Raw genomic sequence first — 14311 nt, 5'->3', positions numbered from 1 at the left:
GCGCTTATTGCAAGTCCCACAATAGTTTTATAGTTTTGAACAAGCCAGTATTAACCCTTATCTAACGTGAATATATCAGGTGTTGTGTTTTGTACGGGCCTCAAAAACAACGCTCTATGTACATTTCTAAAATTATCATTGAGGGATTTAGAAACTTCCCCAAAAATATCATTGAATTTAACGACGGTGTAAACGTCATCATTGGCCACAACAATGCTGGAAAAACAAGTTTGCTGAAAGCAATCGGACTTATTATCGACCAGAATGTTCCTAAAAAGCTTGAGATAGATGATTTCTCGAAACATATCAGTCTGGCTGATTTGCAAGCGAAGGCTCCTGAGGTTGTTGTTAGTCTAGTTATCGACCAGAGCGAGGGAGAGGATTTGACCAGCGATGACCTAGTAACCGTAGCAGACTGGCTGATCAAGCTTGAAGAGCCTTACCAAGCGAAACTCACCTACAGGTTTTCTCTGCCCTTCGAAAAACATGGGGATTACCACGCCGCGCTTATGGGATGCACAACCAAACAAGATGCTTGGCTGGTGATTAAACAGGAGTTTTTAAGGTTTTATCAGAACAAAATCTACGGAGGCGAACCAACTTTGAGGGTCATTGCAGACAGTTCCACCCTTCAAAAGTTCGATTTCCAGTTTCTTACTGCAATCCGAGATGTGGAAAGAGACATGTTTACAGGTAAAAACACCATGCTTAGAGATGTTCTGGACTTCTTTATGGACTACGAGATTAAATCCGCTGATGATGCTGTAAAAGACAAGGCTACAAAGCTTGCAGAGATCAAGGCTCTAAAGGCCAGTTTTACAGCCAAGGCCGGGGGATTGATCCAAGACCTTCAAACCCGAATGGAGGCAGGGAAGGAACATATCCTTTCCTATGCTACGCAAACTGGCGCTACATTTAACAACGCTCTACCTGATTTCGATGGGGCGATCTCCGATGTGGAAATGTACTCCGCACTCAAATTGATTATTGGCTATGCGGGACTTGATATTACCATACCTGCCAGCCATAATGGTCTTGGCTATAATAATCTGATTTTTATGTCTCTTCTCCTTGCCAAAATGCAGGTTAATGCGGACGGCAACTACTTGGGAAGTAATGCAAAAGTCTTTCCTGTCTTAGCCATTGAAGAACCAGAAGCCCACCTGCACCCCGCCATGCAGTATAAATTCCTTAAATTCTTGAAAGAAAACAAGAACAAACGAAAGGTTCGTCAGATTTTTGTAACTACCCATTCTACACAGATTACATCCGCCGTTTCCCTTGACGAAATCATCTGTCTACACAATGAGAAAGGCGTCATCTCAGCAGGTTATCCAGGAAAGGTTTTCCCCGATACTCCTAATGGGCAGGATGCGAAAGCCTATGTTCAGCGTTTTCTCGATGCCACACGGTCGGATATGCTCTTTGCGCAAAAGATCATCTTTGTAGAGGGCCTTGCTGAGGAAATACTGGTCCCGACATTGGCAAAATACTGTGGTAAGAATTTGGAGGACTACCATGTAGCTGTGGTGCCAGTAGGTGGCCGATTCTTCGATCATTTTTTGGCCTTATTCGATACCACCAACCCCTACGCAATACCCAAAAGGGTGGTGTGCCTCAAGGATCGTGACCCTGAACAAAAAGAAAATACGGAAAGTTACTATGAGGGATGCTATCCGTACAATTTTGGGCAGGATACATTGAACTATGTATATCGCGACCATTTGGCGGCGAAGATTTCCTCATACATTAACCACAGCAACATCCGCTTCTTTGGGCAGAACCATCCCAAAGGCAAAACTTTCGAATATGAGCTCTGCCTTAATAACGCTGATTCTAAAATACTTATCACCAAATCAATATCCAATAAAAACGAGCTTGAGGATTTACTGGAATTGTATGCGCAGTCAAAACCTACTGCAGATCTGCTCGGTCGGTTGGGGAAAAGTGGTCCCAAGAAGGAATTAAAAGACGCGATAAGCACGCTTGTAGACCCCAGTTGGTCTGATGAGGATAAGAAGAAGGCAATCATTGCCACACGATACCTCAATTCTGTGGGCAAAGGTGAAAACGCTTTAGAGCTTGCAAACCTTTTGGAGGTTAATCTCGGGCTTCCAACGGTTGCAACACCAGGTTCGGCAATGTCAATTCAGCAGGCTTTTCACGTACCGTATTATATTAAAAAAGCAATTCGTTGGATATGCCAGTAAATTTTATAACCTCAAACGACTCTATCGATATTGAATTGCCATTCAAGGTAAAGGCAGGTCCGGGTGCTGGAAAAACCCATTGGCTGGTGAACCATATCAAAAAGGTGCTGTCAACCTCCAAACGAATGGGCAGTTATCGAAAAATTGCCTGTATTACCTACACGAATACGGCGGTCGATACCATTACCAAAAGATTGGATACCAGTATCGATCGGGTTGAGATTTCAACGATCCATAGTTTTATTTACAACAATATCGTCAGACCATACCTACACTTTATTGCAAGCCAGTATGATTTTAATGTTAAATACTTGGATGGGCACGATGAACACTTCATTTCTAGAACCTACGTCAAGGAATGGATTGACGGCCATCAGAATCTCGCGCAGCTCCGTAATCCATGGACACGAAACCAGTTGCTTAGGCTAGAAAACAACTACAAGGCCCTAAGTAACTGGCTTTACTCGATCGATTATCAGATCAATGGAAATGATTTGGAGATTACGGTGGATAACTCTAAGGCTGCTTATGACCCAGATAAACCACGATTGAGCAAGCAAAACTGCCTTGACATCTTGGTTCCAGGTATTATGGATTACAAGAAGATATTTTGGAGAAAAGGTCGACTTCATCATGAGGATGTCCTTTTCTTTGGCTATCAGCTGATCAAACAATATCCATTTATCATTTCCGTATTGCAGGCGAAATTCCCCTATTTCTTTATTGATGAGTTTCAGGACACCAGTCCTGTTCAGACAGCCATTGTAAGGCTACTAGCCCAAAGGGAGACGGTTGTAGGTGTGATTGGTGACAAAGCTCAATCAATCTACAGTTTTCAGGGGGCATCGGTGGGCGATTTTGAACATTTCTCACTTCCAGGGCAGCAGGAGTTTGTGATTCAGGACAACAGGCGAAGTACCAATGAAATTACAAATGTCCTCAACTATTTAAGAACTGATATCACACAGAACCCACTGAGAAATGTTTCAGGAGAAAAGCCGATTATTTTTGTCGGTGCAAAAGAGCAGGCTTATGCTGACGCCAAAGCTATTTGTGGAGCCGAGGTACTGGTTACCCTTTCACGTGATAATCCCACAGTAAATGCTATGAAACGCCTTTACAACGTTTCTATTCCAACGGAAAATCTGCTGGATAAATTATTCGATAAGGATAATCCTGATCGGGTGAAGGTGATAGTTAGGTGTATTAAAGCAGTAGAACTGGGATATGAAAAAAACTTCAAGGAGGCCATTAAAGAAATGCAAAAAGTATTTGTTAATATTACCGATAAGGCTGCGCGCAGAAAGACCGCGTTTCACCAACTATCGAAACTGCTTTCCGAAAGAAGTGCTTTTGCTCAGGAATCATTGTATAAATTTTACGAGCTGGTAAAAGCAAATATCAGTTCAGGAATGCCGACCCTTACCAAGGGAGCGATCAAGCAATTCTATGATACCAACACCTATGAGCAGATTGCTTTGTTCGTGGACACTGATAATGATGTAGAAGAATGTAAAACAATCCATAAAGCAAAAGGTGATGAATTTGAAAATGTCTTGGTGACGATGAACAATGCACAAGATATACGCTATTTAACATCACCAAACCTGGGAGCCGAGGAGCATCGTGTTCGCTATGTTGGTGTTAGCCGGGCTATGCAAAGGCTTTTTATAAATCTGCCTGCACTCACCGCTGCTGAAGAATTGAGCCTATCAGGACTGTTTGACATTAGGCGTTAGTAAATATTTTAATCTAAAAAGATCCTAATGGCTGTCATGTATATTATAGATAATGGATTTGACCTGTAATGGAATGCAGAGGAGATATTCGGATTTTCACGGATACGTTATCGAACATTTCTCAGATTTAGAAACCACGACGGAGGAATATTTTACCCTTGATACAGGAACTGACTACCTGTGGAAGAACTTCGAACAGGATTTAGCAACACTTGACCACGGAACACTTTTCGACTCGTTCAATCACATTAACCTGTTAAGTGAAACCTTTAAGCCCAGCGAGGCGTTTGGGCTAGAAGATGAAATCGGTGAAATAGTTGACCAACTGATTGAAGACATAAAAGTGGCTTTTAAAGAGTGGGTTGAGCAAATTGAGTTTCCCCAACAAAAGGCTGAAAAGTTTGAGTTCCAAGTGGGAGCAAAATATATCAACTTCAATTACACTGACACCTTAGAATCGCTTTACAATCTTCCAAAGAAAGATATTCTATATATACATAACAAAGTCAACAATTACCGGGAAGAATTGATTTTTGGACATGGGTTAAGCGAGGAGCCTAATCCTGTTTCTGAAGATTTGGATGACGAGGGAAACTCAAATAGAACACTTTTCAGTGACGCCCAATCATCAGCCCGTTACCCCTTTTTTGCCCTAATGAAAAACACGAACGAAATCATTGAGGAGCATCGGGATGATTTCGAACATCTGCGGGGTTTTTCTGAGATCATTGTACTAGGACATTCCTTGGGCAAAGTAGATTGGCCTTATTTTAAGCTTCTACACCAGAAAATTCCCGATGCCAAATGGAAAATAAGCTTCTATTCAAAAGAAGAACGTGATTTACTGTATTCTATTACTCATAATGAGATTGCGATCGGTTCTGAAAAAATTGAAATGATTAGAATTAACGATGATATTATTTAATTGAGCCGTAAATTGGATGGCAGTTGTGAAAGCCAAAGATGCTCAGCAAAATTGGTAAACAGATGATTTAAATAATTTTAAAGAAAAATTTTAAGGAATATGAAAATAGCCGTGCTAGGTTGGGGATCATTGATTTGGGATCGAGATACTTTAAAAATTGTTGACGAAGAATGGAACGAGGACGGTCCTGAATTACCGATTGAATTTGCACGAATGTCAGGAGGAGGTAGGTTGACTTTAGTAATTAAACCGAATTGGAAACCTGTCCGCGTTTTATATTCAACTTCGGCTTTTGAAATACTTGAAAGCGCAATTGAAAACTTAAGAAACAGGGAGGGAACATCAACCGAAAGAATTGGGTTTTATAACTTCCAGAACGGCGACAAAAACATCAAAGAGACCAACCTTTCGGTTTTTGAAAATATTTTAGCCTGGAACAAAATGAAAGATTTCGATGCAATCATCTGGACCGACCTCCCTCCAAATTTCCGAGACAAGCTTAAGCTGGAATATACTCTGGAAAACATTTCGAAACAATTTGTGGAAATGAGTTCCTTGGAATTTAGTTCAGCAAAGGAATACATTGAAAAAGCTCCAAAGCAAATACAAACTGAATATCGGAGCGAAATTGAAAAAATTGTGCTAAGAGAGCAGGCAAATAGAGGGTAAGACTAATAAGCTAGATGTTAAACCAGATGAAGTAAAAGATGCCAAATCGAGAGCTGGCAACTAGCGAAAAGAGATCGAAAAAAAGGTAAAATAAAACAAAGCTCCGAAAGGGACTTTGTCTAAGCCGCATGAATATTGACTCCTATGATATAAACTGCGTAAACGGCCGCCGATACCGATATCGAAGTGTTTACGGCCTTTTTAAAGGATGAGGTAGTGAACTTCGAGGAACATCCGTATCTAATGGTCAAGAAAGAAGATGATGTCTATTTTACCATCATAGGAATAAATTAATCCCTTGGAATTCTCGATATAAAAACTCGAATTATTGCAGCTCTTTCAATAGATAGTCCGTCGAAGAATGCATCTCATAAACAATATAATCTTTCAATTTTAACTTATCTTCCGGTAATTCACTAAAAGTAGTTAAAATAATTTGTCCAGAATTGACCGGCAAGTTTGCCATGACATTTATACAATCTATCAATGAATCGTTATCTAAATTCTGTTGTTTAGGTTCGTCCAGAATTAGAACATCAGGAAACTTTATTTTCCCCTTTGATTTTAATTTAACAGATGTCTGAAGCAGTGCTAAATAGTAACTTAGAATAATTCTGATATTGTCACTGGAACTACTAATGTTATAAATGTCGTATTTATCTAAATATGGTGTATAATTATCTGAAGCATCAAGTTTAATTGCCGTTATTAAGTCACGGTTTTTCTTAAAAAGACCTAAACTTTTTACATTCTCTTGCAGGAACATCCTAATTGTATCTATCGTTGTCTGATCTGATTCCGTTTGTCTATAGGCATCAACTTCGGCTTTTAATTTATCAAGAGAAGCCTGGTCGGCTTTGATCGTCTGTCGAAGCGGTATGAGTGCATCCCAGCGCTCCCTTATGCGCTTAAAACGTTCTTGGTCTTTATATAAAGAATCAGCATTTAATATTCTTTGCCTTAGGAGAGCAAAGTCACTTCCAGCAAAGGTAGTAATCTGATGGTCTAGCTCCTTCTCCAAATTAGATATTTCATCTTTCAGATTATTCCTTTGTTCGAAAACCTTGCGTCTATCCAATAACCGTTTTTCAATTACTTTCTTAAACGTAGCTTCTTCATCTTCCAAAAACTTTAAGTTCTGATCAGGAGTTGACATTTTTTTACGAAAATCACTATGACATAATTTGCATTCATCTTCGTCTGAGGGCAACAACTTAGCTTCACAAACGGGACATGTTGTAATGTTCACGTCTGTTTCTGCTTCCTTAATCTTCTTAAGCTGTTTGTTTTTGTATTTGTTTATTTGTATGCGATCCAAATATTTCTCGTACTCATTTATCTCAAGAGTGATTTTTTCTACCCTCTCGTTTGCCTTTCTTAACTGATAATTCGCAATCTTTATTTTTTCACGAAGATTTACTTTTGAATCTTCGAAGTTTGCAACTGGGTTAGCCGCGCTTTCCACTAAACTTGCCTCGGCTTTATATCGTTCATCTAGATAAGCTATGAAATCGCTTATGCTAGCCTTGCCAATAGAGTCGGTATTGACTATAAGTACTTCATCCGTCATCTCACCATTAGATATAATAAAGAGGTTTTCTTCTTTTCCTGATAACTCTTCCTTTAATTTTTTAAGTTCTAAATCAAGTTCCTTTAAACGTATTTCACTGACATGAATATTAAAACGATCCATGCCAAAAAGAAACTCAAAGGCAACCTTTTTTAGATCCTTGATGTTATATCTTAAAACCTGACGAGCTTGAATCTGAGACCACCCCGCCCTTTGTTCAACAAAAAACAAAGGCAATATATTCTCGAAATATAATTTAGATAGTTTTCGGTCATATGTTGGCAGTTCTACTTGCTTCATACCTAAAAAACTAAAAAGGAAAGTTTGGAAGCCATTTTCAGAAAAAACACCTTCACCAACAACAATTAGCTTTTCCGAATCAGGATTTGTAAAAAATTGGTCGGCAGAACATGGTTTTATTGCAGCTATTGTGTTATCTCCCCCAGCTATATATCTAAAAACTGTTACTACATCCTGACCATTTGAGATTTCTAAAAGTAGATACGATTTTGAAACTTGGTTGTTATCTATTTCTTTATAAAACTCTGGTTTAAATGGGTTTTGTATAGATTTGAAAACCCCTAAACCTTTTTCAGCTCCTAACCCATAAACGATACCCGTAACGATACTGGTCTTTCCTACTGAATTAGGTCCAAAAATAATATTTAGCCCATCCCGAAAAGGGATTTCAGCACCATACCTTTTACCTTGGACAGTTTGAATATGGTAGATTAATTTATTTATTATCAAACGATGCATTCTGTTTCCAATAAGAATTAGGTATAACTTCGGTTATTATTTTGATAAGCTTATCCTCGACTATACTTGTGCCAAATAAATCAAGAAAATTATGTTCACGGGGAAATGCATCCTTTATCTTTTCAAAATAAATTTTCCCTGTATCAGTTAGAAATAACCGGATATTTTTTTGATCCTTATCTGCTTTGTAGGCCAAGAGATTCCTGGTATAGAGATACATAAACATATCATTAAATCTAATATCCCAAGGTACGCTTTTGTACTGCACTATGTTAAAATCAATTTCTACCTGCATGGTAGTCTCAAACCTCTTGATCTTATCCAAGATAATTTTCTTACCATTGAAGTATTCCATTATGAATTTCGATTGGAAGGCTTCATTTCTTAGGAGAAAATCAACACACGCAATGACGTTTTTACTCAATCCATGTTTTGTCGTAAGTGTACCAAGGATTATCACAATTCTTGCAGAACGGAACTCCATACGATCCTCCGGTTGCACAAAGATCGGCCTATCCAAGTTGATGCTCGGTGTTAATCCTTTTTCAGTTATATTTTTTACTAAGTGATCAATCAGTTCCATTTTTCCTCCAATCTAAAGGACATTGTGCAGCAAGTTCAAATACAATTCCGCACAGTAATTTCTCCTTATCCCCCTTTAATTCATTTTCTCCATAAAACGTCAGTATTTCCTTTTCTGCTTCATTGAAAAAATCACTGAAAAACTTTTGAGGAGTATAGTTGTCGTCCATCTTAAAGTTATGAGTTAGACGCGATGCTTTTAATCTCATATTTTCCTCCCAATTAAGTATCCTGGTTCTTAGTTCGGAATGTACATCAACCAAGCTTTCAAGATATACCTTATAGTCAGCTCTTGCTTTATGGTATATAATCCGGTATTGGTCATCTGGTTTGCATATAGAATTTAATTTTAGGTCAAGAGAAGTAACCATTTCTTCATCGCCATCAATAGGAAAAGTTGCGACAGGCATTTTTATAAGATTTGCATGTCTAAGCAAATCTTTCTTGCTTATCAACAAATTGACAATGATTTTAAGTCGTTGGAGTTCTTTAGCCTCATCTAAAACTAACGAGCATGGCTTATCATATATTTTCTGATAAAGATTTTTATCCAATGCAAACATCTTCTCGATATCTTTGTCAGGCGTCCAAAAGTCAACAGGAAATTTAAAAGCTTTCGTCTGTTTTGCTTGGATATTGTGGTCAATATTGCTGAGATTTCTCAAAGGTGAAAGTGCGATGAATGCCGTCGCATCATGGTTCGAAGAGTCTAGTTGAACTTGTTTGCTAAATATCTCAGACCAATCTAACTTAGTGGAAGTATAGTATTTACATTCGATAAAAAACTCTCTCTCAAATTCATTATCATCTAAAAACAATACACTTACGTCAAACCCATTTTGAGTACCAGCTGTCTGTTTCCTTACCTGTATGACTAAAAAGCCCATATCTTGGAACAACTTTTTGAAGAAAGGCTCCACTAGTTGTTCGAAATCTTCACCAGTAATTGGCATTTTTTTGAGTTAGTCGTTAATTAAATCGTATATCTAAGATAGGCTTTGCCGCCTTAGAATATTCAATATTAACAAATTATCTCATTAAAATTTACAAGTTGCGCATCAACACCGTTTCTACCTATTATTTTTTCTTTAACAATTAACAATTACTTAAAATTCCTGCCCCCATGGAATGCCTCTTTTGGCACTTCATCGCGTACCTGTGCAAGTTTGTTCTGGGAGGGATAAGGTGCTGTTTTCTCATCCCAACGCGCCAAGGTTAATACCGGCAGATCATCAACCTCCCGCTGCAATAGTTTGCCCAGCATCTTTGTAAAATCAAAACATTTGCTAACTATCGCGTGCACTACCTTTCCCTCTCGTTGCAATCGGCCTTCTACCATCAGCAGCCTTGCATGCAATATTTCCTTGCGATAGGTTTCAAACAATTTTTCAAAGACCACCAGATTAGAATACCCAGTCTCGTCTTCGATTGTGATAAAGCAAACTCCACCCGCAGTTCCTGGACGCTGGCGTACCAGTACCAATCCCGCCACTTTTATCAATTGGCCATCTGTAGAATCATTGTTGATATGGTGGCAACTTCGGATATTGAGCATATCCAGTTGCGGCCTCACAAAACTCACCGGATGAGCTTTGAGCGAAAGCCCAACCGTTACATAATCCTGCACCACGTGTTCTCCCTTTCCCATAAGCGGAAGCTCGACCTGCGTTTCCAGCACGCTTTCAGATGCCTGTCCCTTGAAAAGTTCCACCGGCATGTCATGCAAAGCCGAAACTTCCCAAAGGGCCTTTCTCCGATCCATTCCCATGGATCGGAAAGCATCCGCATCGGCCAGTCTCTCAAGCGCCGCTAGTGAAACGCCAGCATCGCGAAGCGCGGTAATGCATTTATATCCTTCGCCACGACCATTCACCAGGGTCTCAATATCATCAGACCGGATGCCACTGATCTGCCGGAATCCCAACCTCAGCGCGAAATATTTGCCCGATTTTTCTTCGAGCTTATTATCCCACAGCGAATGGTTAACATCCACCTCGCGCACCGCTACGGTATGTTTCTGCGCATCGATAACGATCTGCGCGGGCTGGTAAAAGCCCATCGGCATACTGTTCAGCAATGCCGTAGCAAAAACATCCGGATAATAATGCTTTAGCCAGCAGGATACATATACCAGCAGCGCAAAACTTGCCGCATGGGACTCAGGAAAACCATAGCTTCCAAATCCCTCCAGCTGTTTGAATATTCGCTTAGCAAATTCTAAAGTATATCCCTTGTCCAGCATTCCATCTATTAGCTTCTGCTCGTATTGATTAACCAGGCCCTTGAACTTGAACGTTGCCATACTTCTTCGTAATCCATCGGCTTCGGCCGGGGTAAATCCAGCTGCGACAATAGCAATTTTCATCGCCTGTTCCTGGAACAGCGGAACGCCCAATGTCCGTCCCAATATTTCTTCGAGTTCCGGCGATGGATACACCACGGGTTCTTCGCCATTTCGCCTGCGCAGATATGGATGTACCATATCTCCCTGTATTGGCCCGGGCCTGACAATTGCGACCTCGATCACCAGATCATAAAATTCCCTAGGCTTAAGCCTTGGAAGCATCGACATCTGCGCCCGGCTCTCAATTTGAAATACCCCTAATGTATCAGCCAGACAGATCATATCATAGACTTCGGGGTCGTCTTGCGGGATATTCGCCAGGGTAAACTGCTTTCCATAGTGGTCACGGCAAAGGTCAAACGCCTTTCGTATGCAGGTAAGCATGCCAAGCGCCAATACATCCACTTTTAAAAAGCCCAGCGCATCGATATCATCTTTATTCCACTCGATATTTGTTCGGTCCTCCATCCGCGCATTTAGGATAGGGCACAGGTCGGTAAGCTTGCCTTGCGTTACCACAAATCCCCCGGTGTGCTGGCCGAGCTGCCGAGGAAAGCCCATCATCTGGGAAGTAAGCTCCAGCGTTTTTTTAAGGTGCGGATCATCCGGATTTAAGCCCTGTTCTGTAACCCGTTTTCCCTCGAACCATTCATCTGTAAACTCCCAAATAGAACTCGACAACCTATTGATTGTATCCACTGAAAGTCCCATCGCTTTTCCCACATCCCTAATTGCGCCCTTCTGGTGCTGCTGGGTGACTGTCGCTACGATTGCCGCCCGGTCACGCCCGTACTTATTGTAGATATACTGGATGATTTCTTCCCTACGCTCATGCTCAAAATCCACATCAATATCGGGTGGCTCGTTTCTGGCGGGCGAAATAAAGCGCTCAAAAAGCAGATCGAATTTCATGGGATTAACCGAAGTAATTCCCAGAACAAAACATATCGCAGAATTGGCCGCAGAACCCCTTCCCTGACAAAGAATCCCTCTCGATCTGGCCTCGCGTACAATATCTTCAACAAAAAGAAAATAATTGGCATAATCCATCTGCCTCACAAATTCCATTTCATGGTGGATCATTTTAACCACCTTTTCAGGGATTTCTTCACCGTAAAACTCATGCGCTCCTTTCCATGTCAGGAACTCTAGTTCTTCCATTGGACTTCTGCCGCTTTGATTGATCTCTTCGGGATAAACATATTTTAGCTCATCCAATGAAAAATTACAGGCCTCGGCAATGATCATCGTATTTTTGATAGCACTTGGGTATTTTCTAAACAATCGCTCCATCTCGGCGACCTCTTTCATATATCGCTCTGCATTCTGATGCAAGCGAAACCCGGCATCTTGAATGGTGCATTTCTCCCGTACGCATGTTAGCACATCCTGCAATTCCCTGCGCGAGGGATCATGGTAATGGATATCGCCCGTTGCTACAACCGGAATTCCGTAAAAATCTGAAAGCTGCGAGGTCCGGAAGATAAGCTTATCATCGTTTCCCATATAAGATCTGGTAGCTGCTAAATATAACTGACCATTCAGTGCCTGACTGTATTCTGCGACAGCGCTGATAAAACTAGGCTCGTATTCAAACCTGCGGTTAAGCTCGCCGGGCATCACTAGGCAGAAGATGATCCCCTTGCTATGGGCATAAACATCCGCCCTTGAAATATGGCAGGAACCTTTTTCGGCGCGCATATTGCCAAGGGTAAGTAGCGCCGACAATCTGCCGTACGCTTCCTTGTCGGTTGGATATGCCAAAAGGCTTTGCCCATCCAGCAGATCCAGCCTGCAAGCCGGAATAAGCTTCACGTTTTTTTCCCTGCAAGCCGCATGTGCGCGGACAATCCCCGCCAGGGTATTACGGTCTGTGATCGCTATTTTTTGATAGCCAAAAGTCTCCGCCTGTTCCACGAGCTCATGGGCATGCGAGGCCCCCCGCAAGAAACTAAAATTTGATGTAACCTGTAATTCGCTATACGCCATAACTTATCTTCCTTATGCAAAAAATCCATGGATAAACCATTTGTACTTATTTTCTCCGCCATAGTGCCCCGAACGGAACAGCCAATAACGGCCGCCCTGCTCATCCTCTACCTGATAGTAATCCCTGTGCTCGCCCTCGTCCAGCCACCATTCCCGTTCGATCCGCTCCGGGCCATCGGCTTTTGCAATGATATGTCGAACTCCCTTATAGATAAAAAACTTAGGGGGATGATCTGGGATAATTGCCATTACCTCAATTGCAACCGGAGTTTTTAGCAGCTCTGTAGGCCTTGGCTTATCCACCCGCCATGGCGCATTTGGTTTTTCGGTTACTGAAACCGCTTTGAGGATCGCCCGTTCTGGCCAGTATCTTTTGGCGGGCAAATAGCGATGTATCACCTGAAAACCTACCTTTCCAGCGATGCGGTCAAGCAATTTGATTACGCTCTGATCATCCAGGCCCGGCTTTGATGTCCACATTTGTTCTTGTGGAACCTCGACATCATCCACCTTCGGCGCATCCAGCACAAAAAGCTCGATGCCAAGGGCTGGCCTGATCTGATCGATCTTCAGCTGAAATAGCTTCAAAAGGTGGCTGATATTATGCGATGCTCCACTTGTACCGATATCAACCTGTACCACTTTGCCATCGATACGGTAGCAGGTAAGCACGCCGGATCTTAGCCCCTTTCCCTCGGCCTGCATTCGCTTGCACAGGTTTTCCAGTAATTTATTGATGGCAATTTCTATCCCGTTCCTTGTTTTGATAGGCTCTAGGCAAGCCAGTCTCTCGCTGAAAGGCACAGGTACCTGCATGGGAATGAGTACTTCGTTTTCTGTGCCTATCGCCTGGGCCAAGCGTAGCAGAAATTCCTCGCCAAAGCGCCTGCGCAATACGGATCTGGGCATTCCAATAAAACTCTTGGTCTGATAGAATCCGAGTTTTCGAAGTTTCGCTAATGTGGTCTCCTCAAGGCGCAGCGCATCTGGCACCAGATTGAGCAAAGCATCTACATGCTCGCCTATCGGGATCAGCGGGGTCACTTTTCCGTAATGGGATATCGCCCATGCGGCTCCGGGCGTATCGGCTATCGCTACGCGGACGGTATAACCCTTGCTTTTTAACCTGGAAACGATTTCTTTTAGATATCCGCGTTCCCCGCCCCAAAGATGGCTGCATCCGGTTGCCTCAAGCAGCAGCCCATCCATCGCAAATTCATCGATTGCAACTATAGGAGAATAGCGCACGCACCATTCGCCAAGCCCTTTGAGCAGTTTTCTGGGTCTTCCGGGTTTATCATCCAACACCTCAAGTCCGGGACAAATGGCCTTTGCATCTGCAGCACGCATTCCAACCTCGACACCAAATCCATGGCCAAGCTCGCTCACCGCGGTGATCATCATTCGGCCGTGGTCGGGCGCAGCAAAAACAAAGGGCACGCCAGAAAGCTCGGGCCTGCGGATAAGCTGCCAGTCAGCCAGCAGCTGGCGGAACCATATGGAAACAAAACGCCTTTGCATGAT

General features: G+C 42.0%; 9 protein-coding genes. 4 read left to right on the top strand and 5 right to left on the bottom strand.

Annotated features, from left to right (window positions below; translation table 11 throughout):
• The first annotated feature begins 116 nt into the window (after positions 1 to 116).
• The 4 genes from ABD769_RS00715 to ABD769_RS00700 all read left to right on the top strand — a co-directional run bounded on the left by ABD769_RS00715 (position 117) and on the right by ABD769_RS00700 (position 5543).
• Positions 117 to 2210 (top strand): ATP-dependent nuclease, encoded by a 2094-nt coding sequence (locus tag ABD769_RS00715; RefSeq protein WP_344848366.1) that lies wholly within the window; start codon positions 117 to 119, stop codon positions 2208 to 2210.
• Positions 2201 to 3949 carry a UvrD-helicase domain-containing protein gene (locus ABD769_RS00710; protein WP_344848363.1) on the top strand — a complete coding sequence of 583 codons (1749 nt, stop codon included), beginning with the start codon at positions 2201 to 2203 and terminating at the stop codon, positions 3947 to 3949. The genes ABD769_RS00715 and ABD769_RS00710 overlap by 10 nt, the downstream gene beginning before the upstream one ends.
• A gap of 52 nt (positions 3950 to 4001) precedes the next feature.
• A complete protein-coding gene (locus ABD769_RS00705) occupies positions 4002 to 4874 on the top strand; it encodes an AbiH family protein (protein WP_344848360.1) in 873 nt (290 codons plus the stop codon).
• Between the two features lie 99 nt (positions 4875 to 4973).
• On the top strand, positions 4974 to 5543 hold the full coding sequence (locus ABD769_RS00700; protein WP_344848359.1) for a hypothetical protein: 570 nt from the start codon (positions 4974 to 4976) through the stop codon (positions 5541 to 5543).
• A gap of 325 nt (positions 5544 to 5868) precedes the next feature.
• On the opposite strand, the gene ABD769_RS00695 is transcribed toward ABD769_RS00700, so the two are convergent.
• The 5 genes from ABD769_RS00695 to ABD769_RS00675 all read right to left on the bottom strand — a co-directional run bounded on the left by ABD769_RS00695 (position 5869) and on the right by ABD769_RS00675 (position 14308).
• Positions 5869 to 7872, bottom strand: coding sequence for an AAA family ATPase (locus ABD769_RS00695; protein WP_344848356.1), 2004 nt, complete (start codon positions 7870 to 7872; stop codon positions 5869 to 5871).
• Positions 7850 to 8455 carry a hypothetical protein gene (locus ABD769_RS00690; protein WP_344848353.1) on the bottom strand — a complete coding sequence of 202 codons (606 nt, stop codon included), beginning with the start codon at positions 8453 to 8455 and terminating at the stop codon, positions 7850 to 7852. Before ABD769_RS00690 ends, ABD769_RS00695 begins: the two co-directional genes overlap by 23 nt.
• Positions 8442 to 9407, bottom strand: a complete 966-nt coding sequence (locus tag ABD769_RS00685; RefSeq protein WP_344848351.1) for a hypothetical protein — start codon at positions 9405 to 9407, stop codon at positions 8442 to 8444. Before ABD769_RS00685 ends, ABD769_RS00690 begins: the two co-directional genes overlap by 14 nt.
• Before the next feature lie 149 nt (positions 9408 to 9556).
• Positions 9557 to 12787, bottom strand: a complete 3231-nt coding sequence (locus tag ABD769_RS00680; RefSeq protein ID WP_344848348.1) for an error-prone DNA polymerase — start codon at positions 12785 to 12787, stop codon at positions 9557 to 9559.
• Between the two features lie 12 nt (positions 12788 to 12799).
• Positions 12800 to 14308 carry a Y-family DNA polymerase gene (locus ABD769_RS00675; RefSeq protein WP_344848346.1) on the bottom strand — a complete coding sequence of 503 codons (1509 nt, stop codon included), beginning with the start codon at positions 14306 to 14308 and terminating at the stop codon, positions 12800 to 12802.
• Positions 14309 to 14311: the final 3 nt, after the last annotated feature.

It is taken from the genome of Pedobacter jeongneungensis (assembly GCF_039538295.1).
Classification (GTDB): Bacteria; Bacteroidota; Bacteroidia; order Sphingobacteriales; family Sphingobacteriaceae; genus Pedobacter; species Pedobacter jeongneungensis.
This window is presented reverse-complemented; position numbering and strand designations above follow the sequence as displayed.